The sequence below is a fragment of the Marinovum sp. E3 genome, from assembly GCF_055755275.1.
This window is the reverse complement of record NZ_CM146908.1, coordinates 2,393,863-2,419,430: the sequence shown is the minus strand read 5'-3', so window position 1 is coordinate 2,419,430 and position 25,568 is coordinate 2,393,863. Positions and strand designations below refer to the sequence as shown.

Here is a 25,568-nt window from a genome sequence, read left to right as displayed (position 1 = left end):
CATGGCCGCCGCTGCTGTCACACCCCCCGCGGCCCCGCATATCCCCGTTCTGATCCGACCGCTGATCGCGGCGGTCTCGCCGGTGGCGGGCACTTGGATCGACGGCACCTTCGGCGCCGGGGGCTATACCCGCGCCCTGCTTGACGCCGGCGCTGATGAGGTCGTGGCGATCGACCGCGACCCGCTGGCCTTTGAGCTGGCGGCCGACTGGATGGCCGGCTACGGCGCCCGCATCCGCCCGGAACAGACGGTCTTTTCCAAGATGGACGAGGTTGCCGATCAGGTGGACGGCGTGGTGCTCGATCTCGGGGTCTCCTCGATGCAGCTTGACCGGGCCGAACGCGGCTTTTCCTTCATGAAGGACGGCCCGCTCGACATGCGGATGAGCCAGGACGGCCCCAGCGCCGCCGATCTGGTCAATTCCGCCACCGAGCAGGACTTGGCCGAGATCCTCTATGTCTTTGGCGAGGAACGTGCCTCGCGCCGGATCGCCAGGAACATCGTCAAGGCCCGCACCGAAGCGCCGTTTGAAACCACGCTGCAACTGGCCGGGGTGATCGAACGTTCGCTGCCGCGCGCCAAGCCGGGGCAGAGCCATCCCGCAACGCGCTCGTTCCAGGCGCTGCGGATTGCGGTGAACGACGAATATACCGAGCTGTTCGAAGGGCTGATGGCCGCAGAACGGGTGCTGCGGCCGGGCGGCCTGCTGGCGGTGGTGACCTTTCATTCGATCGAGGACCGGATGGTCAAACGCTTCCTTCAGGCCCGCGCCGGACATTCTGGCAATTTCAACCGATACGCGCCGCAGGTCGAGGCGGTGCCGGCCCAGTTCGAGATCGTCACCCGCAAGGCCGCCGGCCCCGACAAGCAGGAACTGGCCGAGAACCCGCGCTCGCGTTCGGCGCGGCTGCGGGTGGCCCGGCGCACCGAAGTGCCGGCCGGGGAGATCGACGCCAAATCCATCGCCATGCCGCAACTCAAGAGGACAAGGTAATGCGCTCCGTTCTGTATGTGATGACAGCGCTGACGGTGATCGGGCTGGCCTTCTGGGCCTACCACGAGAACTACGAAACGCAGGAAGCCATTGAAAAGACGGCCAAGCTTCAGAGCGAGATCGGTGCGGCCCGGGTCCGACTTTCGGTGTTGCGTGCGGAATGGGCCTATCTCAACCGGCCCGACAGGTTGCGCGATCTGGCCGAGCTGAACTTTGACCGCCTCGGCCTGCTGCCGCTGCGGCCGCGGCATTTCGGCAATGTCGATCAGGTGGCCTTTCCGGCGCCGGTGTTCGACGATTTCGCGCCGATCACCAATTCCGTTGTCACCTCCTCGCAAGGCGCAGAGCAAGAGCAAGAGCCATGATCCGCACACCGCTGCGCCCCTTGGCGCGCATCCTCGACGCCCGACAAAAGGGCGAAAACCCCGATGCCATCGAACGCGAGAACCTGCGGCTGCGCCACGAAGAGATTCGCGACCGGCTCCGGTTGCGCGCCGAGCAGCGGCTGTTGTTGCTGGGTATCATGTATTTCTGCGCCTTCCTGGTGATCGCCGTGCGCATGGGCGGGCTGGCCGCCTCCGAGGCGACCGAGCCGCGAGCCGCCACCAATGGCGCGTCGATCATCGGCCAGCGCGCCGATATCGTCGACCGCAGGGGCCGCATTCTGGCGACAAACATGGAGGTCTATTCGCTCTATGCCCATCCGCAGCAGATGATCGATCCGCTGCGCGCGGCCGAGGAACTGGGCAAGATTTTCCCCGAGATCGACGTCGCCGACCTCAAGAAGCGGTTCACCTCCGAACGAAAATTCATGTGGATTCGCAAAAAGCTGAGCCCCGAGCAGAAGCAGGCGGTGCATGACATCGGCGAACCCGGGCTGCTGTTCGGCCCGCGCGAGATGCGGCTCTATCCCAACGGCGCGGTGGCCGCGCATGTGCTGGGCGGCTACGGCTTCGGCCGCGAGGGTGTGCATTCCGCCGAGGTGCTGGGCACCGCCGGCATCGAGAAGTTCGAAGACAAGTTGCTGCGCGATCCGGCACGCGAGGGCGCGCCGCTGGAACTGTCCATCGATCTGACGCTACAGGCGGCGGCCGAAAAGGTGCTTTACGGCGGTATGAAGATCATGGGCGCCAAGGGCGCGACCGCCATTCTGATGGACGCCAGCAATGGCGAGATCCTCTCGCTGGCCAGCCTGCCGGACTTCGATCCGAACGACCGGCCGCTGCCGGCGCTTGGGGATGATCCTTCGATCAGCCCGCTGTTCAACCGGGCGGTGCAGGGGGTCTACGAGTTGGGGTCGACCTTCAAGATCTTTGCCGCGGCGCAGGCGATGGACCTTGGGATCGTCGGGCCCGACTCGATGGTCGACATCCGTGGCCCGCTCACCTGGGGGCGGTTTCGCATCCGCGATTTCAACAATTACGGCAAGGAGTTGTCGGTCACCAAGGTGATCGTCAAATCCTCCAACATCGGCACTGCGCGGCTGGCCCAGAAGATCGGCACACCGCGCCAGCAGGATTTCCTGAAGCGGCTCGGCTTTTTCGACGTCACCCCGGTCGAGTTGCAGGAGGCCAAACACGCCAAGCCGCTGCTGCCGCCGAACTGGTCCGAACTCAGCACCATGACGATCTCTTATGGCCACGGGCTGTCGGTGTCGCCCCTGCATCTGGCCACCGCCTATGCCGCCGTGGCAAATGGCGGGCGCATGGTCGCGCCGACATTGCTGCGCCAGACCGGCCCCAAGCTGGGCGACCGGGTGATGTCGGAAAGCGCCGCCGCGGCCGCGCGCGCCATGCTGCGGCTGGTGGTCAGCCACAAGGAGGGCACCGCGAGCTTTGGCGAGGTCAAGGGCTATGCGGTGGGCGGCAAGACCGGCACCGCCGACAAGCCCAAGCCCAAGGGCGGCTATTACAAGGACAAGGTGATCGCCACCTTCGCCTCGATCTTTCCGATCCACGATCCGAAATACGTGCTGGTGGTGACGCTGGACGAGCCCGAGATCCACGCCGCCGGCGAGTTGCGCCGCACCGCCGGCTGGACCGCCGTGCCGGTGGCCGCCGAGATGATCGAACGACTGGCACCGCTGCTGGGGCTCAGACCCACGATTGAACCCGAGACGCTGGCTGGTATAACGCTCACCAGTCAGTGACGGGGTCCTTCATGAGCAGAACCAAAACGCTTGCCGATCTGGGCCTCAGCGCCCGGGGGGGCGCCGACGCCACGATTACCGGCATCACGGTCGACAGCCGCGAGGTCGAAGAGGGCTTCCTCTTTGCCGCGCTGCCCGGCGCGCGGGTGCATGGCGCGGAGTTCATTCAATATGCCCTGCGCATGGGCGCGGGCGCGGTGCTCACCGATGCCGAAGGTGCGCGGATTGCCGCCGAGGTGCTCGACGCAAGCCATGTCGCGCTGATCGTCGCCGAAGACCCGCGCCAGGTTCTGGCCTATACCTCGGCGCTCTGGTTCGGCGCCCAGCCAGAGGTCATGGTGGCGGTGACCGGCACCAACGGCAAGACCTCGGTCTCGACCTTCTGCCGCCAGATCTGGATGGCGCTCGACCTGCCGGCGGTCAATCTCGGCACCACCGGCGTCGAAGGCGCCTGGGAGGCGCCACTTGCCCATACCACACCAGAACCGGTGACGCTGCACCGCACCCTCGCGGCAGCGGCGGAAAACGGCATCACCCATGCGGCAATGGAGGCCTCGTCGCATGGCCTGGCGCAGCGGCGGCTCGACGGCGTGCATCTTCAGGCCGCCGGTTTCACCAATTTCACTCAGGATCATCTCGACTATCATCACACGTTCGAGGCCTATTTCGAGGCCAAGGCCGGGCTTTTCCTGCGCGTTCTGCCCGAGGATGGCACTGCCGTTCTCAACATGGACGACCCCCGGGTCGCCGATCTCGAGCCGGTCTGCGCCGCGCGCGGCCAATCGGTCCTGACCGTGGGGCAGGGCCAGGGCCGCGACCTGCGACTGGTGGCGCAGCGGTTCGATGCCACCGGCCAGGATCTGCGGTTCGAATGGCTGGGCCAGGCCTATCAGACGCGGCTCAAGCTGATCGGCGGCTTCCAGGCCGCCAATGTGCTCTTGGCCGCCGGGCTGGTGATCGCCGCCGGCGAGAGCCCGACCCGGGTCTTCGAGGCCCTGGGCGAGCTCGGCACCGTGCGCGGCCGCATGCAGCTTGCCGCCACCCGCGCCAACGGGGCCGCCACCTTCGTCGATTACGCCCATACCCCGGACGCCGTAAAAACCGCGCTCTCGGCGCTGCGCCCGCATGTCATGGGTCGGCTGATCGCCATTGTCGGCGCCGGTGGCGACCGTGACACCGCCAAACGCCCGCTGATGGGCCAGGCCGCGCGCGACAATGCCGATATCGTCATCGTCACCGACGACAATCCCCGCACCGAAGACCCGGCCGCGATCCGCGCCGCGGTGATCGAAGGCGCCGGCCCCGAGGCGATCGAAGTGGCCGACCGCGCCGAAGCCATCCTGCGCGGCGTCGACATGCTTTCGCCCGGCGATGCGCTGCTGATCTGCGGCAAGGGCCACGAAAGCGGCCAGGTTGTGGGCGACACCACCTATCCCTTCGACGATGTCGAACAGGCCAGCGTCGCGGTCTCGGCGCTTGACGGGGTCAACCCGTGAGCCTCTGGACGGCCGAAGAGGCCGCCGCCGCCACCGGCGGGCGCAACACGACGGGCTGGCAGGCCAGCGGCGTCTCGATCGACACCCGCACACTGCAACCCGGCGATCTCTTTGTCGCGCTGAAGGCCGCCCGCGACGGTCATGATTTTGTCGCCCAGGCGCTGGAGAAAGGCGCCGCAGCCGCGGTTGTCACCCATGTGCCGGAGGGGGTGAGCGAAGCTGCGCCGCTGCTCATCGTCGAGGCCATCATGCCGGCGCTCGAAGCGCTCGGCCGCGCCGGCCGCGACCGGACAGAGGCGCAGGTCGTCGCCGTAACCGGCTCGGTCGGCAAGACCTCGACCAAGGAAATGCTGCGCCAGACGCTCGCGGCCTTCGGCCCCACCCATGCCTCGGTGGCCAGCTACAACAACCATTGGGGCGTGCCGCTGACCCTGGCCCGGATGCCCCGCGACAGCGCCTTCTCGGTGATCGAGATCGGCATGAACCACCCCGGCGAAATCGCCCCCCTGGCGCGCATCGCGCGGCCGCATGTGGCGATGATCACCACCGTCGCACCGGCGCATCTCGAGGCCTTCGGTGCCATCGAGGGCATCGCCGAGGAAAAGGCCAGCATCCTGGCGGGCCTCGTCGCGGGCGGCACCGCGGTGTTCAACGCCGAGATCGAGACCGCCGCGATCCTGCGCGCGGCCGCGCGTGCGGCCGGCGCGCGCTACATCGGCTTTGGCGAAACGCCGCGCGCGCAGTATCGGCTGGCGCATGTCGAGATGGCGCATGGCGTCACCGTCGCCCGGGCCCGGGTGCGCCACGAGGATCTGCATTTCAAGATCGCCGCCACGGGGCGGCATTTCGCGATGAACGGGCTGGGCGTGCTGGCCGTGGGGGATGCGCTGGGTCTCGACCCGGCGCTGGCCGCCGCCGCCCTGTCCCGCTGGGCGCCGGTCACCGGCCGGGGCGCGCGCCAGACCATCGCCCTCGATCCCGTCGATCCTTCCAGGGCGCTGGAAGTGATCGACGACAGCTACAATGCCAACCCGGCCTCGATGGAGGCCGCCCTGACGGTGCTGGCCGCGACGCCGGCCGGCGAACGCGGCCGCCGCATTGCCTGTCTCGGCGATATGGCCGAACTGGGCGAGACCGCGCCCGAACTGCATGCGGCGCTGGCCGGTCTGCCGGCGATGGACGAGATCGACCGGGTGTTCTGTGTCGGCCCGCTGAGCAAACACCTCTGGCAGGCGCTGCCGGCCGAGAAACGCGGCAAGTGGCAACCGACGGTCGCCGATATCCTGTCCGACGTCCGCCGGGATCTGCGCGCGGGCGATGTCTTGCTCGTCAAGGGATCGAAAGCCACCGGCCTGTCGGCGCTGGTTGACGCGATCCGCAAAATGGGCCATGGCGCCCCACAATAAGTGGTAGGGAAGGGGCATGAGATGCTCTACTGGTTGACAGCTTTGTCCGATGGCGGGGATTTTTTCAATCTTTTCCGCTACATCACCTTTCGGGCAGGCGGGGCCTTCATGACGGCGCTGATCTTCGGCTTCATCTTCGGCAAGCCGCTGATCAACGTGCTGCGGCGCAGCCAGGGCAAGGGCCAGCCGATCCGCGACGACGGTCCAGAAGGTCATGTCGCCAAGGCCGGCACGCCGACCATGGGCGGGCTGCTGATCCTCAGCGCGCTGCTGACCGCAACGCTGCTCTGGGCGCGGCTCGACAACCCTTACGTGCTGATGGTGCTCTTCGTGACCCTGGCCTTCGGCCTGATCGGCTTTGCCGATGATTACGCCAAGGTCTCGAAACAGAACACCAAGGGAGTGCCGGGCCGGGTGCGGCTGTTGCTCGGCTTCGTGATCGCCGGCATCGCCGCCTATTGGGCGGCGATCTATCACCCCGACGAGCTGCAATTCCGCCTCGCGCTGCCGGTGCTCAAGGACACGCTGCTCAACCTCGGCTGGCTGTTCCTGCCCTTTGCCATGTTCGTCATCGTCGGCGCCGCCAATGCGGTAAACCTGACCGACGGGCTCGACGGGCTGGCGATCATGCCGGTGATGATCGCCGCCGGCACGCTCGGCGTCATCGCCTATGCGGTGGGCCGGGTCGACTTCACCGAATATCTCGACGTGCACTACGTGCCCGGCACCGGCGAGATCCTGATCTTCACCGCCGGGCTCTTCGGCGGCGGCCTGGGCTTCCTGTGGTATAATGCCCCGCCGGCTGCGGTCTTCATGGGTGACACCGGCAGCCTCGCGCTCGGCGGCGCGCTCGGGGCCATCGCGGTGGCCACCAAACACGAGATCGTGCTCGGCGTGGTCGGCGGGCTCTTCGTGGTCGAGGCGCTCTCGGTCATCATCCAGGTGCTCTATTTCAAGCGCACCGGCAAACGGGTCTTCCTGATGGCGCCGATCCACCACCATTACGAAAAGAAGGGCTGGGCCGAACCGACCATCGTGATCCGCTTCTGGATCATCTCGCTGATCCTCGCGATCATCGGCCTGGCCACGCTCAAGGTGCGCTGACGGCGCCCCTCGGCGCGTCTCGTCCCTTCCTCTTGCTGCAAATACCGCGGGGGTCCGGGGGCTGGCCCCCGGTCCGCCCCATGTCGAAGGAACCACCACAATGATCCCAGTACCCGGTTTCGAAAACGCCCGCGTCGCAATTCTCGGCCTCGGCCGCTCCGGCCTCTCCGCCGCCCGCGCCCTGCGCCAGGGCGGCGCGATCCCGGTCTGCTGGGATGACAACCCGGAGGCCCGCGACCGGGCCGCGGACCAGGGCTTCGAGGTCGTCGACCTGCGGGAAGGGGGCGCCTTCGACGACATCGCAAGGTTGATCGTTTCGCCGGGCATCCCGCATCTCTACCCGGCGCCCAACCCGGTGGTGGCGGCGGCGCAGGCGGCGGGGGTGCCGGTCGACAATGACATCGGGTTGTTCTTTCGCGCGCTGGCCCATGCCGGCTGGGAGGCGCATGACACCCTGCCGCGGGTGGTGGCGGTGACCGGCTCGAACGGCAAATCCACCACCTCGGCGTTGATCCACCACGTTCTCGAGGCCTCGGGCCGCGCCGCGCAGCTGGCCGGCAATATCGGTCGTGGCGTGCTCGATATCGATCCGCCCGGGGATGGCGGCGTGGTGGTGCTGGAACTGTCGAGCTACCAGACCGAGCTCGCCCGGGCGCTGACACCGGATGTCGCGGTCTTCACCAATCTCAGTCCCGACCATCTCGACCGGCACGGCGGCATGGGCGGATATTTCGCCGCCAAGCGCAGGCTCTTCGCCGAGGGCGGGCCGGATCGCGCGGTGGTGGGGGTGGACGAACACGAGGGACGGTTCCTCGCCGGTCAGCTCAGCGAGGGGCCGGGCGATGACCGGGTGATCCGGGTCTCGGTGGCCGGCAAGCTTGGCGGTCCGGGCTGGCATGTCTTTGCCCGCAAGGGGTTTCTCTCGGAATATCGCAAGGGGCGCCAGGCCGGGTCGATCGACCTGCGCGCGATCAAGGGGCTGCCGGGGGCGCACAACCATCAGAACGCCTGCGCCGCCTATGCGGTCTGCCGCACGTTGGGGCTGGCGCCGCGGGTGATCGAACAGGCCTTTCACAGTTTCGCCGGCCTGCCGCACCGGTCGCAGCTGATCGCCGAGGCCGGCGGCGTGGCCTATGTCAACGACAGCAAGGCCACCAATGTCGACAGCGCCGCCAAGGCGCTCAGCGCCTTCCGCAACATCCGCTGGATCTGCGGCGGCTTGCAAAAGGACGGCGGGCTCGAGGGGCTGGCGCCGGGGCTGGCCAATGTGGCCAAGGCCTATGTCATCGGCCGCGAGGCGGCGGGCTTTGCCCTCGGGTTGCCCGGGATCGAGGCCGAGGTCTGCACCGAGATGTCGACCGCGGTGGAACACGCCATGGCCGAGGCGCAACCCGGCGAGACGGTACTCCTGGCGCCGGCGGCGGCGAGTTTCGACCAATACGACAATTTCGAGCAGCGCGGGGTGGATTTCACCCAGAACGTGCTGGCGCGGTTGCCGCAGGCATAGGGTGCAGGGGGCGCTGCCCCCGTCGCCTTGCGGCGACTCCCCCGCGGTACTTTCGGCAAAAGGAAAGCTGCGGGAAGATCCCCGGCTCAATCGTGGATCGACTGCCGCAGCCGGTCGAGATGGCCGTGCCGCAGGGCGTCGATATGGATCACGCCGGGCTGCACCGGGATTTCCGGCAGGTCGAGGATGCGGGCGATGGCGTAGCGGTGTTCGCCGCCGCCGCGGCGCAGGGCACGGCCATTGCGGTCGATATGGACGAAGATGCCGCCGTGCTCGCGGCGGAAATATCCCGGCACTTCCGAGCGCGGCCGCAACCGGCCGCTGCGGCTCACCTCTTCGTACAGCCGGTCAACGCCGGCGTAGCGCCGCTTGAGGTCTTCGAGCGTGCGGCAGCCGTCGGATTCGCCGCGTTTGGCGATGTTTTGCAGGTGGCGCTCGTAGACGCCGGTGTCTTCCCAGGGTTTGCCCTCGAGGAAATGCAGCCGGCAGGCGATGTGTTTGAAGGAGTCTTCCAGCGGTTTGATCGACAGGTCCCAATCGCCGCCGCGCACCAGCCCGCTGTGGCGGCGGCGGAACTCGGGCGCGCCCTTGCCGGGGTCGGGGGCATAGGCGGCATGCACGTCTTGCAGCGGCACGAAGAGCGCCGCGTCCGAGAGCGGCGCCTGGTCGCGGAAGCGCAGGCGGTTGAGGATGTCGCGGACGAATTTCTGCGGCACCTTGGCTTCGAGCGCGCGAAGGAAATTGCCGGGCTTCAGGGGCGGATATTCGATAGGGGCCATCCGGCGCTCCGTTCAGGGTGGCGGCTGTGTAACGGATATGTGGCGGCGGTGTAAATATTCCAGCCCCGCGAGGTGTCAGCCCTGCGCCGCGATCGCCGTGCCCGCCGCATGGCCCGAGGCCCAGGCCCATTGGAAATTGTAGCCGCCGAGCCAGCCGGTCACATCCACCGCCTCGCCGATGGCATAGAGGCCCGGCAGGGCCTTGGCCTGCATGTCGCGCGAATTCAGCCCGTCTGTGTCGATGCCGCCCAGGGTGACCTCGGCGGTGCGATAGCCTTCGGAGCCGGTGGGCCTTTGGCGCCAGTCCGCGAGCGTGGCGCAGAGCGCGCGCAGACGGCTGTCGGATTGATCGGCGAGGTTGCCGGCGAGGCCCAGCGGGGCGGCAAGGTGATCGACCAGCCGCGCCGGCAGGTGGCGCGCCAGTGCGGTGGTGAGGTTGACCCGGCCGGCCGCTTGCCGGGCGGCGCGCAGATCCTCGTAGAGCCCGGGCGGGGCGAGGCGCAGGGAAATCTCGTCGCCTTCGCGCCAGAAGGAGGAGGCTTGCAGGATCGCCGGCCCGGAGAGGCCGCGGTGGGTAAAGAGCAGCGCCTCGTCGAAACCGGTGCCATTGGCGGTGGCCGTGACCGGCAGCGAGACACCGGAGAGCGGCGCGAAGCGCTGGTCGGAGAAGGTCAGCGGCACCAGGGCGGGGCGGGTCTCGGTCACCGCCAGCCCGAATTGCCGGGCGAGGTCATAGGCCAGCCCGGTGGCGCCCATCTTGGGGATCGACTTGCCGCCGCTGGCCAGCACCAGGTTGCGGGCGGTGACCGCTGTGCGCTGCCCGTCCCGCTCGAGCACGACCGAGAAGCGGCTGCCGTCGTGGCGGACCCAAATGACGCTGGTGCCGAGCCAGAGCTCGGCCCCGGCGGCGCGCATCTCGGCCAGCAGCATCTCGACGATCTGGGTGGATTTGCCGTCGCAGAACAGCTGGCCCAGGGTCTTTTCATGCCAGGCGATGCCGTGGCGATCGACCAGCTCGATGAAATCCCACTGGCTGTAGCGTTTGAGCGCGGATTTGCAGAAATGCGGGTTCTGCGACAGGAAGTTCTCGGGCCCGGTGTGCAGATTGGTGAAATTGCAGCGGCCGCCGCCGGAGATGCGGATCTTTTCGCCCGGCGCGCGGGCGTGATCGATGAGCAGCGTGCCGGGGCCGGCCCGGGCCGCGCACATCAGCCCGGCGGCGCCGGCGCCGAGTATGAGGGTGGTGACATCCATCCGCCAGCGGTGCCCCGAAACGCCGGCAAGCGCAAGGGCCGGCGCCGCGGCGTCACCCGGGGGGCTGGCGGCCGGGCCTTTTTCCTAGCCTTGTCCAAGGGTTTGCGGTAAACTTCGGCGCAGACCCCGATCAACGGGGCGTCCGAGGCAGATTGAGTGGCAGATTCCCATGACTGAGATGGTCTATGGCGCGGCTCCCGTGAGGGACGTCGAGCCTGTGCTCCCCAAGTGGTGGCGCACGATCGACAAGATGTCGATGTCCTTTATCCTGATCCTGTTCACCATCGGCATCCTGCTGGGGCTCGCGGCCTCGCCGCCGCTGGCGGCCAAGAACGGCTTCGAGCCGTTTCACTATGTCACCCGGCAGGCGGTGTTCGGCGGCGCGGCGCTGATGGCGATGCTGCTGACCTCGATGATGACGCCGGTCCTGGTGCGCCGGCTGGCGGTGGTGGGCTTTGCGCTGGCCTTTGTCGCGCTGGCCCTGCTGCCGGTGTTCGGCACCGATTTCGGCAAGGGGGCGGTGCGCTGGTACAGCCTCGGCTTTGCGGCGGTGCAGCCGTCGGAATTCCTCAAGCCCGGGTTCGTGGTTGCCGCCGCCTGGATGCTGGCCGCCAATCAGGAGATCAACGGCCCGCCGGGGCGGCTCTGGTCCTTCGGGCTCTGCCTGACCATCGTGCTGATGCTGGCGCTGCAACCCGACTTCGGCCAGGCCTGCCTGGTGCTGTTCGGCTGGGGGGTGATGTATTTCGTCGCCGGCGCGCCAATGCTCTTGCTGGTGGGCATCGCGCTCCTGGTGGTGCTGGCCGGCACCGTGGCCTATTCGAATTCCGAACATTTCGCCCGCCGTATCGACGGTTTCCTGACCGCCGATGTCGATCCGAACACCCAGCTGGGCTATGCCACAAATGCGATCCGCGAAGGCGGGTTTGTCGGCGTCGGCGTCGGCGAGGGCCAGGTCAAATGGTCGCTGCCCGACGCGCATACCGATTTCATCATCGCCGTGGCGGCCGAGGAATACGGGCTCGTCCTTGTGCTGGCGATCATCACACTCTATGCGGGTATCGTGCTTTCGTCGCTGCTGCGGTTGATGCGCGAGCGCGATCCCTTTATCCGGCTGGCCGGCACGGGGCTTGCCTGCATGTTCGGAGTTCAGGCCATGATCAACATGGGTGTTGCGGTGCGGCTTCTCCCGGCCAAGGGCATGACCCTGCCGTTTGTCAGCTACGGCGGCTCGTCGCTGATTGCCACCGGCATTGCGGTGGGCATGTTGCTGTCGTTCACCCGGACCCGGCCGCAGGGCGAAATCGGTGACATCCTGCGGAGCCGCGTCAGGTGAGCTTCGCCGCATGGCATAGGGGTTCGGAGTGATGGAGCGGCAGAGGCTACTCGTGATCGCGGCCGGCGGCACTGGCGGGCATATGTTCCCGGCGCAGTCGCTGGCGGAAGAGATGCTGTCTCGCGGCTGGCGGGTCAAGCTCTCGACCGATGCGCGCGGGGCACGGTATACCCAAGGCTTCCCCCATACGGTCGAGATCGATCAGATCAGCTCGGCCACCTTGGCCCGGGGCGGTCCTGCGGCCAAGGCGCTGGCGCCGCTGCGTATTCTGGGCGGGGTCTGTTCCGCCGTATTCGGCATGCTGCGCGACCGGCCCGACGTGGTGGTGGGCTTTGGCGGCTATCCGTCGATCCCGGCGCTCTCGGCGGCTTTCCTGCTGCGCCGGCCGCGGATGATCCACGAGCAGAACGGCATCCTCGGCAAGGTCAACACGCTGTTTGCCAAGCGCGTCGATGCCATGGCCTGCGGCACCTGGCCCACCGACCTGCCCGAGGGCGTCGCGGGCCATCACAGCGGCAACCCGGTGCGCGCCGCCATCCTCGAGCGCGCGGGGGCGAGCTATATCGCGCCCGGCGACTATCCGATGTCGATCCTGGTGATGGGCGGAAGCCAGGGCGCGCGCATCCTCTCGGACGTGGTTCCGCCGGCGATTGCCGGCCTGCCGATGAGCGTGCTGGAAAACGTCCGCGTCAGCCATCAGGCGCGCGGCGAAGACCATGAGCGCGTTGCGAAATTCTACGAAGACCACAATATCGACGCCGATGTGCAGCCGTTCTTTCAGGACGTGCCGCGGCGGATGTCGGAGGCGCAGCTGGTGATCAGCCGCGCCGGCGCCTCGTCGATCGCCGATCTCACGGTGATCGGCCGGCCGGCGATTCTGGTGCCCTATGCCCATGCCACCGGCGACCACCAGAGCGCCAATGCCCGCGGCATGGCCGAGGCCGGCGCGGCGGTGGTGGTGTCCGAGGGCGAACTGCACGTCGAGCCGCTGACCGCCACCATCCATGACATTCTGCGCCAGCCGGAAGAGGCCCGCCGCATGGCGATGGCCGCCCTGGCGCTTGGCAAACCCGATGCGGCCCGCGAATTGGCCGCGATGGTCGAGACGCTGGCCGGCGGCCAGAGTCCACAGCCCGGAAAGGACCCCGTATGAACGCTGCCGCCGCCACCAAACTGCCCACCGATGTCGGGCCGATCCATTTTGTCGGCATCGGCGGCATCGGCATGTCGGGCATCGCCGAAGTATTGCTCAATCTGGGCTACCGGGTGCAGGGCAGCGACCTCAAAGGCTCGAAGATCACCGAACGGCTCGCGGGCCTCGGCGCGCGCATCTTCATGGGGCAGGCGGCCGAGAACCTGGCCGAAGCCGAGGTCGTGGTGATCTCAACCGCGATCAAGCCGGGCAACCCCGAGCTCGACGAGGCCCGCGCCCAGGGCCTGCCGGTGGTGCGCCGGGCCGAGATGCTGGCCGAGCTGATGCGGCTCAAGTCGAACATCGCCATTGCCGGCACCCACGGCAAGACGACGACAACGACGATGATGGCCGAGCTGATGGTCGCCGGCGGTTTCGATCCGACGGTGGTCAACGGCGGCATCATTCATGCCTATGGCTCGAACGCGCGGATGGGGCAGGGCGAATGGATGGTGGTCGAGGCCGACGAAAGCGACGGCACCTTCAACCGCCTGCCGGCCACCATCGGCGTGGTCACCAACATCGACCCCGAGCACATGGAGCATTGGGGCGATTTCGACCGGTTGCGGCAGGGCTTTCTCGATTTCGTGTCGAACATTCCGTTTTACGGCCTCGCCGTCTGTTGCACCGATCACGAAGAAGTCCAGCGGCTGGTGGGCAAGGTCACCGACCGGCGGGTGGTGACCTATGGCTTCAACTCCCAGGCCGATGTCCGCGCGGTGAACCTGCATTACACGGGCGGGGTGGCACATTTCGACATCGCGCTTCAGGCCGAGGGGCTGATGATCGAGGGCTGCGCCTTGCCGATGCCGGGCGATCACAACGTCTCTAATGCGCTGAGCGCGGTTGCCGTCTGCCGGCACCTGGGCATGAAGACCGAAGAGATCCGCGCGGCGCTGGCAAATTTCGGTGGCGTCAACCGCCGGTTCACGAAAGTGGGCGAAGTCGACGGCGTGACGATCATCGACGACTACGGCCACCACCCGGTGGAAATCGCCGCCGTGCTGCGCGCGGCACGGCAGGCCAGCGACGGCCGGGTGATTGCCGTGCACCAGCCGCACCGCTATTCCCGGCTGTCCGATCTGTTCGAGGATTTCTGCGGCTGCTTCAACGAGGCCGATGTTGTGGCGATCGCCGATGTCTTTGCCGCCGGAGAAGATCCGATCCCCGGCGCCTCGCGCGATGACCTGGTGGCCGGGCTGCGCCGCCATGGCCACCGCCACGCCGCCGCGCTGGTCGGAGAAGAGGCGCTGGTCGATTTCGTGCGCGCGAATGCCGGGCCGGGCGACATCGTGGTCTGCCTCGGCGCCGGCACGATCACCGCCTGGGCCAATGCGCTGCCGAAGCAACTGGCGTCATGACGACCTCGTTGATCCTGGCCTGTCTCTGGGCGCTGGCGGCCAATCTTCTGGCGGCAATGCCCTCGCGCGACAATCACTGGCGCCGCGCCTATGGGCTGATTGCCGTTGGCGTGCCGCTGCTGGGCTATGTGACCTATCAGAACGGCCCCTGGGTCGGGCTCCTGGTGCTGATGGCCGGCATGAGCGTGCTGCGCTGGCCATTGGTCTACGTCACCCGCTGGATGCGGGGGCGGGTGCGGCGCGGCGCGTCGTAACACCAGCCCGGGTTTGCCGCGGCGGACCGGCGTTGCTAGGCTGGGGCCTGTCCTGCCAAGCCCCCGCAGAAAGGCGCGCCCATGGAGCCGGCACAGATCAGGATCATCCTCTTCGTGGCCGGGGTCGCCCTGGTGTCGGCGCTGCTCGGCTATCTTCTGATCCGAAAGCGGGTGTTCGTTGCCTTTTTCGGGCTGATCGTGGCGGCGCTGGCGGCCGGGGTGTATTTCATGCTGCTCGCCCGCGCCGGCCAGGGCTGGGATGCGCTGGGCTATTTTCTCATCGTCCTGCTGCTGGTGGCGCCGGCGATGGCGGGCCTGGGGATCGGCGGCGGGATCGCCTGGTGGCGCGGGCGCATGGCCCGGTGATCGCCCCTTTTCGTGGCGCGTGTTCCGTCTTATGACGGGGAAAACCCAAAGGGGCAGGCAATGGATGACCATTTTCACATGCCGCAGGTGCGCGGGCGGCTGACCGAAGGCCGGATGCTGGCCGATCTCACCTGGCTGCGCGTGGGCGGGCCGGCGGACTGGTTGTTCCAGCCGGCCGATGTCGCCGATCTGGCCGATTTCCTGCGTGATCTCCCGGAGGGGCTGCCGGTGTTTCCGATGGGCGTCGGGTCGAACCTGATTGTCCGCGACGGCGGCTTGCGCGCAGTGGTGATCCGCATGGGGCGCGGCTTCAACGGCATTTCCGTCGCGGGCAACCGGGTCACCGCCGGCGCTGCGGCGCTTGATGCCCATGTGGCGAAAAAGGCGGCCGAGGCCGGCGTCGATCTGACCTTCCTGCGCACCATTCCGGGCGCCATCGGGGGCGCAGTCCGGATGAACGCCGGCTGCTACGGCTCTTATATTGCGGATCATTTTGTCGAGGCCCAGGCGGTGACGCGGCAGGGCGAGCAGGTCACTCTCACTGCCCGCGACCTGGATTTCCGCTACCGTCAGACCGATCTGCCCGACGGCTGGGTGATCACCGGCGCCACATTCGAGGGCCCGCCGGGCGATCCCGAGGCGCTTGCGCAGAAAATGGCCGATCAACTGGCCAAACGCGACGCCTCGCAGCCCACCAAGGATCGCACGGCGGGCTCGACCTTTCGCAATCCGGCCGGGTTTTCCAGCACCGGCAAGGCGGACGACACCCATGATCTCAAGGCCTGGAAGCTGATCGACGACGCCGGGCTGCGCGGTTTCAGCATCGGCGGGGCGCAGATGAGCGAAAAACATTCCAACTTTCTGATCAATACCGGGGCGGCCACGGCGCAGGATCTGGAAACGCTGGGCGAGGAAGTGCGAAAAAGGGTTTTTCAAACCAGTGGAATAGAGCTACACTGGGAAATCATGCGGGTCGGCGAAAAAGCCTGATCCGCCAAGGCCGAAACGGCCCGCCCAGAGTACCGAATCCCGACAGGGGTCGGGGCGGCTGAGGCAAGAACCGGCAGGTTCATCATAAAAACGCGCCGAAACGGCGCAAAACAAACGAGGACCGGGCAGGTCCAGACAAGTTGAGGCACGAGTGGGCATGTCGAGCAGGGCAGGCTCCCGAGTAGCGGTGTTGATGGGTGGCCCTTCTGCCGAGCGCGAAGTGTCACTGTCTTCCGGGCGCGAATGCGCCAAGGCGCTCAGGAGCGAAGGCTTTGAAGTCGTTGAAATAGATGCCGGGCCGGATCTGGCCGCGCGGCTCGCCGAGGCGCAGCCCGACGTTGTCTTCAACGCGCTGCACGGCCGTTGGGGCGAAGATGGCTGCGTGCAGGGCCTGCTGGAGTGGCTGCATCTGCCCTATACCCATTCCGGCGTGCTGGCCTCGGCGCTGGCGATGGACAAGCAGCGTTCGAAAGAGGTCTATCGCGCCGCCGGGCTGCCGGTGGTCGAAAGCGTGATCGCCACCGCCGCCGAGGTGCGCCAGCGTCACGTTCTGCCCCCGCCCTACGTGGTCAAACCCAACAACGAAGGCTCTTCGGTGGGCGTCTACCTGATCGACGCGGAGAACAACGGCCCGCCGCAGCTCTCTGACGACATGCCGGAAGAGGTGATGGTCGAGGCCTTTGCGCCGGGCCGTGAGCTGACCACCACGGTGATGGGCGCCGGAGAGAACGATCCTGGGGCGCTGGCGGTGACCGATATCCTGACCACCGGCTGGTATGACTACGACGCCAAGTACAAGGAAGGCGGATCGCGCCACGTGGTGCCTGCCGACATCCCGCAGGAGATCGCCGACGCCTGTCTCGACTACGCCCTGCGCGCCCATGTGGCGCTGGGCTGTCGCGGGGTGAGCCGCACCGATTTCCGCTGGGACGAGGGCAGGGGGCTTGCCGGGCTGATCCTGCTCGAGACCAACACCCAGCCCGGCATGACACCGACCTCGCTGGTCCCCGAACAGGCGGCGCATCAGGGGATCGATTTCGGCAGGCTCTGCGCCTGGATGGTGGAGGATGCGTCATGCCACCGCTGAACGAGCCCCCCCGCAGCCGCATCCACCGCGCCTATCACCCGGCCCATGGCGGCCCCGAGCCGAAGCCCTTGCCGCACCCCGCGCCGCGCCCCAAGGCCGATCCGGCGCCCTCGCGCTGGGCCTACCGGATGCAGCGGCTGATGCTGACGCCGCTGTTTCGCCAGGGGCTGCGCCTCGGTCTGCCGTTGGCGGCGGCCTTTCTGATCGGCAGTATCTATTTCGCCAGCGACACCCGCCGCGAGGCCTTCAACCAGACCCTGAGCGACATGCGCGACGCCATCGAGCAGCGCGAGGAATTCATGGTCAAGCTAATGCAGGTCGACGGTGCCGGCGAAGAGGTGGCGCAGGACATCCGGGAAATCCTGCCGGTGGAATTCCCGGTTTCCTCCTTCCATCTCGAGCTCGACCACATGCGCGACACCATTGCCGGTCTCGACGCGGTGGAGCGGGTCAGCCTCAGGATCAAACCCGGCGGCGTTCTTCAGGTCGACGTGACCGAGCGCATTCCGGCGGTGGTCTGGCGCTCGGCGCAGGGGCTCGAGCTTCTGGACGACGGCGGGTTTCGCGTGGCGCAGCTGAAAAGCCGCTACGACCGGCTCGACCTGCCGGTGATCGCCGGCGCCGACGCCGACAAACACGTGGACGAGGCGCTGCGCCTGATCTCGGCGGCGGCGCCGGTCTCGGGGCGGCTGCGCGGGCTCGAGCGGATCGGCCAGCGGCGCTGGGATGTGGTGCTGGATCGCGGTCAGCGCATCCTCTTGCCCGAAGACAAGCCGGTGCAGACGCTCGAGCGGGTTCTGGCGCTCGATTCCATCACGCCGAACGGCATGCTGGAGCGCGACCTCGCGGTTGTCGACATGCGGCTGGCGCGCCGGCCCACCATTAGACTGAATACCAACGCGGTCGAAGAACTGCGGAAAATCAAGGCAGACGAGCTTGGAGTGACGTCACGATGATCGAGCTGTACGAATCCCAACGCGCGATGCGCAACATGCGCAAGGCGGCCATGCAACGTGGCGTGATTGCCATCCTCGACGTCGGCAGCGCCAAGATCGCCTGCCTCGTCCTGCGCTTTGACGGCACCGAAAAGGTCTCGGACGCCGGTGTCGGATCGCTCGCGGGGCAAAGCGGGTTCCGCGTGATCGGTGCCGCCACCACCCGTTCGCGCGGCGTGCGCTTCGGCGAGATCGCGGCGATGGGCGAGACCGAGCGGGCGATCCGCACCGCGCTGCAATCGGCGCAGAAAATGGCCGGCATCCGGGTGGATCACGTGATCGCCTGTTTCTCGGGCGCCGAGCCGCGCTCTTACGGGCTGGCCGGCCAGGTCGAGGTGCATGGCCAGACCGTGGATGAGCAGGACGTGGCCCGGGTGCTGTCGGCCTGCGACGTGCCCGATTTCGGCCACGGCCGCGAGGTGCTGCACGCCCAGCCGGTGAATTTCGCGCTCGATCACCGCTCGGGCCTCTCCGATCCGCGCGGTCAGATCGGCCATACGCTCTCGACCGACATGCACATGCTGACCGTCGACGGCCAGGCGATCCAGAACCTGGCGCATTGCGTCAAACGCTGCGATCTGGAACTCGCCGGCCTGGCCTCTTCGGCGTATGTCGGCGGCATCGCCGCGCTGGTCGAGGACGAACAGCAGCTTGGCGCGGCCTGCATCGACATGGGCGGCGGGTCGACCGGCATATCGATCTTCATGAAGAAACACATGATCTACACCGATGCGGTGCGCATGGGCGGCGATCACGTCACCTCGGACATTTCGATGGGCTTGCAGGTGCCGATGGCCATGGCCGAACGCATCAAGACCGTGCATGGCGGGCTGGTCGCCACCGGTATGGACGACCGCGAGATGATCGGCATCGGCGGCGAGACCGGCGATTGGGAACATGACCGCCGCACCGCCAGCCGGGCCGAGCTGATCGGCATCATGCGGCCGCGGGTCGAGGAGATCCTCGAAGAAGTGCGGGTGCGGCTCGATGCGGCGGGTTTCGAACATCTGCCCAGCCAGCAGATCGTGCTCACCGGCGGCGCCAGCCAGATCCCCGGGCTCGATGCCCTGGCCAGCCGCATCCTGGGCCACCAGGTCCGCCTGGGGCGGCCTCTACGCGTCCACGGGCTGCCGCAGGCGGTCACCGGGCCGGGCTTTTCCGCGGCGGTGGGGCTCAGCCTCTTTGCGGCCCATCCGCAAGACGAATGGTGGGATTTCGACCTGCCGGTCGATCGCTATCCGGCGCGGTCGCTCAAACGCGCGGTGAAGTGGTTCCGCGACAACTGGTAGGCGCCGAAGCGGCGCAGATTTGTGGACGATTCTACGGAGAAGGTGGCCCGTATCGGGGCCGCCTAGTGGGCGTTGCACGGCAATTCCGCCATATCTGGCGCACTCTCCGAGATCGGGGCGGATGTGGCAATTTTTTGCCCACATTTTGCGGCGTTTCCGGGTTTTTTACGTGACGCCCGGGTATCGCTCCGTCATAATGGGGGGTAATAGGCAGCAAAATGCCCGGGCAGGGCATGACAAGCAGGCGGACAAGGCGGACAGTTATGACATTGAATCTTTCGGTACCCGGACACGATGAACTGCGGCCCCGCATCACGGTCTTCGGCGTGGGCGGTGCAGGCGGTAACGCGGTCAACAACATGATCGAGAAGCAGCTCGAAGGCGTCGAATTCGTGGTTGCCAACACCGATGCGCAGGCATTGCAGCAATCCAACGCCGAGGCCCGCGTCCAGCTGGGCGTGAAGGTCACCGAGGGGCTGGGCGCCGGCGCCAAGGCGACCATCGGCGCCGCCGCGGCCGAGGAAAGCATCGAACAGATCGTCGATCACCTGGCCGGCGCGCATATGTGTTTCATCACCGCCGGCATGGGCGGCGGCACCGGCACCGGCGCCGCGCCGATCATCGCACAGGCGGCGCGCGAACTGGGTGTTCTGACCGTCGGCGTGGTCACCAAGCCGTTCCAGTTCGAGGGCTCGAAGCGGATGCGCCAGGCCGAGGACGGCGTCGAGGCGCTGCAAAAGGTCGTCGATACGCTGATCATCATTCCCAACCAGAACCTGTTCCGGCTGGCGAATGAAAAGACCACCTTCACCGATGCCTTCTCGATGGCCGACGATGTGCTCTATCAGGGCGTCAAGGGCGTGACCGACCTGATGGTGCGCCCGGGCCTGATCAACCTCGACTTTGCCGACGTCCGTGCGGTGATGGACGAGATGGGCAAGGCGATGATGGGCACCGGCGAGGCCGATGGCGAGGATCGGGCGATCCAGGCCGCCGAGAAGGCGATCGCCAACCCGCTGCTCGACGAAATCTCGCTGCGCGGCGCCAAGGGCGTGCTGATCAACATCACCGGCGGCACCGACCTGACGCTGTTCGAGCTGGACGAGGCAGCCAACCGCATCCGCGAGGAAGTGGACGCGGACGCCAACATCATCGTCGGCTCGACCCTCGACGACGCGATGCAGGGCCAGATGCGCGTGAGCGTCGTCGCCACCGGCATCGACGCCTCGGGCGTGCAGCATGACATCCCCGTGCCGCGCCGGTCGCTGGCCGAGCCGCTCAAGCAGGTTCCGGCCGCCGAAGAGCAGACCGAGGAGCAGGCGGTTGCCGCCCGCGCCGAAGAACCGCAGCAGCCGGTCTACCAGGAGGCCGAGCCGCAGGTCGCCGCCGCCGAAGAGCCCTCGCTCTTCGAAAGCTTCGAGCCGCGCGTCGAAGAGACCGCAGAAGACGACCTGCCGCCGCCGGCTTATCAGCCCGAGGTGCAGCAGTTCGAGCCGCGCGCCCAGCACAGCCCGCAATACGAGGACGACGAGGCCGAAAGCTTCGTGGCGCCCAAGGCCCCCGCGGCCGGCACCCCGTCGCCCGAAGCCATGGCCCGCCTTCAGGCCGCCGCCGCCCGCGCCGGGGGAGGCTTCCCCAAGGAGCAGCAGGCCGCCCCGCAAGAGCCGGCCGAGGTCGAGCGCCCGCGCTTCGGCATCAACTCGCTGATCGGCCGGATGACCGGCAACAGCCAGGACGGGCAGGGGCAGCAAACCGCACGTCGCCAGCAGCCGCCAGTGCAATCGCCCGCGACGAATTACGCGCCCGAGCCGCAGGCCGACCCCGAGCAGGAGCGGATCGAAATTCCCGCCTTCCTGCGCCGTCAGGCCAACTGATCACCGCCCTCGCAAGAGGCCGGCCAAGGGCTCCCGCAAGGGGGCCCTTTTGCGATTCCAGCCGCCGGCAGGGGGCTGGATCACGTGGCATTTTGCCGGTTGAAGTGTTAACATTCCGCTACGGAAAGGCGTTTCGGATCACCGGAATTTATGTCACGGCCGCTGAAATAAGGCCCGTTTCCGGTCACGTTCGACCCTGAAATGGCCTGTGGATGGCTTGATTTATAGTCCTTTATTCAATCACTTACATGGCAAACGCGGGTTTCCGCCTGCTGTGTGACGGTTATGTTTCATAGCGTTGCAATACGTTATTTGAGCATCTCCGCCCGAGATCCTAATTCCCTTTCATCGCCGGCTCGCAGTGGGGAACCGCCGGCTCACGCACACCAGACTCTCCACTGCACGCTCGGGCACAGCGCCCGCCGCGACGATGAAGCCGAAAGGAAGACCATGCAGGCCACGATCAAGAATACAGTCCGTTTCGACGGTGTCGGCCTGCACTCGGGCCGTCCGGTCCGCATGGTGATCTCTCCGGCCTCTGCCGGCTATGGCATCTGGTTCAAACGCACCGACATCCGGTTTGGCGATGCCATGGTTCCGGCCCGCTGGGACGCGGTCGACCGGTCGCCGCTCTGCACCCGCATCCGCAATGCCGCTGGCGTCGAGGTCAGCACCATCGAACATGTGATGGCCGCGCTTGCCGGCTGTGGCATCCACAACGCCCTGATCGAGATCGACGGCCCCGAAGTGCCGATCCTCGACGGCTCGGCCGCGCCCTTTGTCGATGCAATTCTGGGCCGTGGCATCCGCCGCCTCGACACGCCGGTGATGGCGATCAAGGTCGACAAGACGGTGACCGTGGAAACCGACAGTGGCTGGGCCCGCCTGTCGCCCGCCGACACGTTCACCATGTCGTTCCACATCGATTTCACCGATGCCGCAATCGGCAGCCAGGACAAGCGCCTGGTGCTGTCCAACGGCACCTTCGTGCGCGAGCTTTGTGACAGCCGCACCTTCTGCCGCCAGGCCGACGTCGATGCCATGCGCGCCAATGGCCTGGCCCTCGGCGGCACGCTGGAGAACGCGGTGGTGGTCGATGGCGACAAGGTGCTCAGCCCCGGCGGGCTGCGTCACAGCGACGAGCCGGTGCGCCACAAGATGCTGGACGCCCTGGGCGATCTGGCCCTCGCCGGGGCGCCGATCCTTGGCCATTACACGGGCCACCGCGCCGGCCACTCGATGACCAACATGCTGCTGCACGCGCTGTTCAACACCCCCGGCGCGCTGCGTCTGGTCGAGGTTGACGGCGCCGATGCGGCGCGTCTGCCCGGTGTCGGCGTGGTTCCGCAGGACATGCCCGCCGTGGCGTGAAATCCGCGATCACCGGTTTTTGCGCCCGCCTCGTCTTGGCGGGCGTTTCCATCTCAGACGATGTGTCGTATGCCCTTTCAGAGACTTAACGCTTCGTGTTAGGACGTGACGCAACCCGGGCCGCGCAACAGGCGGGATCGATCCGGGATCTTGGGTGAGGAAGTGACAGGCATGACGGGCGACAGACCGCTGAAAGGCAGGACATCGCGGGCCATCGCTATTGCGCTGGTGGCTGGTCTCACGCTGGCAAGCTGCTCCGGCGGCACGTTCCGCAACGCCCGCGGCAACATCGGTTTCGGCGACACGCCGATCGAGGCCTATACCGCCGAACAGATCTATGAGCGCGGCGAATACGAGCTCGAGCGCAATGCCTATGGCGAGGCGGCAGAGTTCTTTTCCGAGATCGAGCGGCTCTATCCCTATTCCGAATGGGCCAAGCGGGCGCTGATCATGCAGGCCTTTGCCCATCACAAGGACAAGGAATACGAAGAGGCGCGCGCGGTGGCGCAGCGCTATGTCGATTTCTATCCCGCCGATGACGATGCGGCTTATGCCCAGTACCTTCTGGCGCTGTCCTACTACGATCAGATCGACGAGGTCGGCCGCGACCAGGGGCTGACCTTCCAGGCGCTGCAAGCGCTGCGCACGGTAATCGAACGGTATCCCGACAGCGGCTATGCCCGCTCGGCAATCCTGAAATTCGACCTCGCCTTCGATCATCTTGCGGGCAAGGAGATGGAAATCGGGCGCTATTATCTCAAGCGCAAGCATTACACTTCGGCGATCAATCGCTTCCGCGTGGTGGTCGAGGATTTCCAGACCACCACCCACACCGCCGAGGCGCTGCACCGTCTGGTCGAGAGCTATCTCTCGCTGGGTCTCACCCGCGAGGCCCAGACCGCCGGCGCGATTCTCGGCTACAACTACCAGTCCACCGAATGGTACGAAGACAGCTATCGTCTGCTGACCGGGCAGGGGCTGGAACCCGAGGTCTTTGACGGCACCTGGCTGGGGGCCATCTATCGGCAGATGGTCAAAGGTGAATGGCTGTAAGTCATCGGTGGGAACACGTCTCGCGCCACGGAGCATCTGATGCTGCGCACGCTTGATATCCGCGATATGCTGATCATCGATCACCTCGAGCTGGCCTTTCAGCCGGGGTTGAACGTACTCACCGGTGAAACCGGTGCCGGCAAGTCGATCCTGCTGGATTCGCTGGGCTTCGTGCTGGGCTGGCGCGGCCGGGCCGAGCTGGTGCGCGCCGGGGCCAAACAGGGCGAGGTGGTGGCCGAATTCGACCTGCCGCCGGGCCATGCCGCCTTTGCGGTGCTGGAAGAGGCCGGCCTGCCGGTCACGGACGAACTGATCCTGCGCCGGGTCAACACCGCCGAGGGCCGCAAGACTGCCTGGGTCAACGACCGCCGCTGTTCGGGCGAGGTGCTGCGGCAGCTCTCGGAGACGCTGGTGGAACTGCACGGCCAGCACGATGACAGGGGGCTGCTCAACCCGCGTGGCCACCGCCGCATCCTCGATGCCTTTGCCGGGGTCGAGGCCGAGCTGGCGGCCACCCGCGGCGCCTGGAAAGCACTTTCGCAGGCCCGCAAGGCGCTGACCGGGGCCGAAACCGCGCTGGCCGCTATGCGCGAGGAAGAGGATTTCCTGCGCCATGCGGTGGGCGAGCTGGACGCGCTGTCGCCGCAGCCCGGCGAGGATGCCGAACTGGATGCCAAGCGCCGGATGATGCAGCAATCCGAGCGCATCCGCGAAGACATCCAGCGGGCCGGGCAGGCGCTGGGCAATGACGGGGCCGAGGGGGCGATGGGCGACGCCATGCGCTGGCTCGACGGGGTGGCCGACCGCGCCGAAGGCCGGCTCGACGCGCCGCTGGCGGCTCTGGGCCGGGCGATGGAAGAACTCGACCAGGCCGCGCGCGGCGTCGAAGAGACCCTTGAGGCGCTGGCCTTCAACCCGCATGAGCTGGAAGAGGCCGAAGAGCGGCTTTTTGCCATCCGGGGCCTCGCGCGCAAGCATCAGGTGACCTCCGAGGAACTGCCCGATCTGGCCGAGACCCTATCGGCCAAGCTCGCCCGACTCGATGCCGGCGATGCCGGCATTGCCGATCTGCGCAAGGCGGCGACCGAGGCAGAAGCCAGCTATGACGCCGCCGCCGACGCGCTGTCCCGGGCCCGGCAGACCGCCGCACTGCGGCTCGACGCGGCGGTCACCGCCGAGCTGGCGCCGCTCAAGATGGAGCGCGCGGTCTTTGCCACCCGGATTACCGAAGACCCGGCCGGCCCGGAGGGCCGCGATGCCGTGGCCTTTACCGTCGCGACCAACCCGGGCGCCCCGGCCGGACCAATCGGCAAGATCGCCTCGGGCGGCGAATTGAGCCGGTTCCTGCTGGCGCTCAAGGTCTGCCTGGCCGAGGGCAATTCCGGTGTCACGCTGATTTTCGACGAGATCGACCGCGGCGTCGGCGGCGCCACCGCCGATGCGGTGGGCCGTCGGCTGGCGGCGCTGGCCGCCGAGGGGCAGGTGCTTGTCGTCACCCATTCGCCGCAGGTCGCGGCGCTTGGTGCGCATCACTGGCGGGTCGAGAAACGCGTGGCGGCGGAACAGACCCTCTCCAGCGTCGTGCCGCTCGATGCCGGCGACCGGGTTGACGAGATCGCCCGCATGGTTGCCGGCGACACGGTGACCGACGAGGCGCGCGCCGCCGCCCGAGCGCTGCTCGCGGGATAACCAAACCGGCCCTGCGGATGCT

Annotated in this window: 22 protein-coding genes; 20 read left to right on the top strand and 2 right to left on the bottom strand. The window is 67.2% G+C overall.

From position 1 onward, the window contains the following. Position 1: 1 nt before the first annotated feature. The 7 genes from rsmH (at position 2) to murD (ending at position 8,656) form a co-directional block, all read left to right on the top strand. Positions 2–994, top strand: coding sequence for a 16S rRNA (cytosine(1402)-N(4))-methyltransferase RsmH (gene rsmH / locus AC0J5K_RS11780; RefSeq protein WP_074835337.1), 993 nt, complete (start codon positions 2–4; stop codon positions 992–994). Continuing rightward, complete coding sequence (ftsL, locus tag AC0J5K_RS11775; RefSeq protein WP_048530610.1) at positions 994–1,359, top strand: cell division protein FtsL; 366 nt, start codon at positions 994–996, stop codon at positions 1,357–1,359. The genes rsmH and ftsL overlap by 1 nt, the downstream gene beginning before the upstream one ends. Then, positions 1,356–3,143, top strand: coding sequence for a peptidoglycan D,D-transpeptidase FtsI family protein (locus AC0J5K_RS11770; protein WP_048530612.1), 1,788 nt, complete (start codon positions 1,356–1,358; stop codon positions 3,141–3,143). The genes ftsL and AC0J5K_RS11770 overlap by 4 nt, the downstream gene beginning before the upstream one ends. Positions 3,144–3,154: 11 nt before the next feature. After that, a complete protein-coding gene (locus AC0J5K_RS11765; protein WP_274562671.1) occupies positions 3,155–4,639 on the top strand; it encodes a UDP-N-acetylmuramoyl-L-alanyl-D-glutamate--2,6-diaminopimelate ligase in 1,485 nt (494 codons plus the stop codon). Continuing rightward, positions 4,636–6,045, top strand: a complete 1,410-nt coding sequence (locus AC0J5K_RS11760; protein WP_274562674.1) for a UDP-N-acetylmuramoyl-tripeptide--D-alanyl-D-alanine ligase — start codon at positions 4,636–4,638, stop codon at positions 6,043–6,045. Before AC0J5K_RS11765 ends, AC0J5K_RS11760 begins: the two co-directional genes overlap by 4 nt. 21 nt (positions 6,046–6,066) lie before the next feature. Beyond that, positions 6,067–7,149 (top strand): phospho-N-acetylmuramoyl-pentapeptide-transferase, encoded by a 1,083-nt coding sequence (gene mraY / locus AC0J5K_RS11755; RefSeq protein WP_048530619.1) that lies wholly within the window; start codon positions 6,067–6,069, stop codon positions 7,147–7,149. Positions 7,150–7,249: 100 nt separating this feature from the next. Next, the gene (gene murD / locus AC0J5K_RS11750; protein ID WP_274562678.1) at positions 7,250–8,656 is read left to right on the top strand and encodes a UDP-N-acetylmuramoyl-L-alanine--D-glutamate ligase; all 1,407 of its coding nucleotides are present in this window, start codon (positions 7,250–7,252) and stop codon (positions 8,654–8,656) included. A gap of 86 nt (positions 8,657–8,742) precedes the next feature. Here murD and AC0J5K_RS11745 read toward each other — a convergent pair whose 3' ends face one another. Together AC0J5K_RS11745 and AC0J5K_RS11740 are read right to left on the bottom strand one after the other, a co-directional pair. After that, complete coding sequence (locus tag AC0J5K_RS11745; protein ID WP_274562680.1) at positions 8,743–9,435, bottom strand: hypothetical protein; 693 nt, start codon at positions 9,433–9,435, stop codon at positions 8,743–8,745. A gap of 75 nt (positions 9,436–9,510) precedes the next feature. Next, positions 9,511–10,689: a BaiN/RdsA family NAD(P)/FAD-dependent oxidoreductase gene (locus tag AC0J5K_RS11740; RefSeq protein WP_274562682.1), complete on the bottom strand. Its 1,179-nt coding sequence runs from the start codon at positions 10,687–10,689 to the stop codon at positions 9,511–9,513. A gap of 169 nt (positions 10,690–10,858) precedes the next feature. Between AC0J5K_RS11740 and AC0J5K_RS11735 the strand changes: the two genes are divergently transcribed. From AC0J5K_RS11735 to recN, 13 genes are all read left to right on the top strand, one after another. Then, positions 10,859–12,025 (top strand): peptidoglycan glycosyltransferase FtsW, encoded by a 1,167-nt coding sequence (locus tag AC0J5K_RS11735; protein ID WP_048530623.1) that lies wholly within the window; start codon positions 10,859–10,861, stop codon positions 12,023–12,025. Between the two features lie 31 nt (positions 12,026–12,056). Beyond that, positions 12,057–13,178: a UDP-N-acetylglucosamine--N-acetylmuramyl-(pentapeptide) pyrophosphoryl-undecaprenol N-acetylglucosamine transferase gene (locus tag AC0J5K_RS11730; RefSeq protein ID WP_074835328.1), complete on the top strand. Its 1,122-nt coding sequence runs from the start codon at positions 12,057–12,059 to the stop codon at positions 13,176–13,178. After that, positions 13,175–14,578, top strand: coding sequence for a UDP-N-acetylmuramate--L-alanine ligase (gene murC / locus AC0J5K_RS11725; protein ID WP_274562686.1), 1,404 nt, complete (start codon positions 13,175–13,177; stop codon positions 14,576–14,578). The genes AC0J5K_RS11730 and murC overlap by 4 nt, the downstream gene beginning before the upstream one ends. Continuing rightward, positions 14,575–14,832 (top strand): DUF2484 family protein, encoded by a 258-nt coding sequence (locus tag AC0J5K_RS11720; RefSeq protein ID WP_074835325.1) that lies wholly within the window; start codon positions 14,575–14,577, stop codon positions 14,830–14,832. Before murC ends, AC0J5K_RS11720 begins: the two co-directional genes overlap by 4 nt. Before the next feature lie 81 nt (positions 14,833–14,913). Next, a complete protein-coding gene (locus tag AC0J5K_RS11715; RefSeq protein ID WP_048530633.1) occupies positions 14,914–15,198 on the top strand; it encodes a hypothetical protein in 285 nt (94 codons plus the stop codon). Between the two features lie 60 nt (positions 15,199–15,258). Further along, entirely contained in the window at positions 15,259–16,188 is a 930-nt protein-coding gene (gene murB, locus AC0J5K_RS11710) for a UDP-N-acetylmuramate dehydrogenase (protein ID WP_274562690.1), read from the top strand. A 193-nt stretch (positions 16,189–16,381) separates the two neighbouring features. Then, positions 16,382–17,275: a D-alanine--D-alanine ligase gene (locus AC0J5K_RS11705; protein ID WP_420398595.1), complete on the top strand. Its 894-nt coding sequence runs from the start codon at positions 16,382–16,384 to the stop codon at positions 17,273–17,275. Next, positions 17,263–18,231, top strand: coding sequence for a cell division protein FtsQ/DivIB (locus AC0J5K_RS11700; RefSeq protein ID WP_083415957.1), 969 nt, complete (start codon positions 17,263–17,265; stop codon positions 18,229–18,231). The genes AC0J5K_RS11705 and AC0J5K_RS11700 overlap by 13 nt, the downstream gene beginning before the upstream one ends. Further along, complete coding sequence (gene ftsA / locus AC0J5K_RS11695; RefSeq protein WP_048530635.1) at positions 18,228–19,559, top strand: cell division protein FtsA; 1,332 nt, start codon at positions 18,228–18,230, stop codon at positions 19,557–19,559. Before AC0J5K_RS11700 ends, ftsA begins: the two co-directional genes overlap by 4 nt. 263 nt (positions 19,560–19,822) lie before the next feature. Then, the gene (gene ftsZ, locus AC0J5K_RS11690; RefSeq protein ID WP_074835320.1) at positions 19,823–21,433 is read left to right on the top strand and encodes a cell division protein FtsZ; all 1,611 of its coding nucleotides are present in this window, start codon (positions 19,823–19,825) and stop codon (positions 21,431–21,433) included. A gap of 450 nt (positions 21,434–21,883) precedes the next feature. Next, on the top strand, positions 21,884–22,804 hold the full coding sequence (gene lpxC, locus AC0J5K_RS11685; RefSeq protein ID WP_048530640.1) for a UDP-3-O-acyl-N-acetylglucosamine deacetylase: 921 nt from the start codon (positions 21,884–21,886) through the stop codon (positions 22,802–22,804). 171 nt (positions 22,805–22,975) lie between these two features. Next, positions 22,976–23,857: an outer membrane protein assembly factor BamD gene (locus tag AC0J5K_RS11680; RefSeq protein WP_074835318.1), complete on the top strand. Its 882-nt coding sequence runs from the start codon at positions 22,976–22,978 to the stop codon at positions 23,855–23,857. A 39-nt stretch (positions 23,858–23,896) separates the two neighbouring features. After that, positions 23,897–25,546 carry a DNA repair protein RecN gene (gene recN / locus AC0J5K_RS11675; RefSeq protein WP_274562701.1) on the top strand — a complete coding sequence of 550 codons (1,650 nt, stop codon included), beginning with the start codon at positions 23,897–23,899 and terminating at the stop codon, positions 25,544–25,546. Positions 25,547–25,568 lie beyond the last annotated feature (22 nt).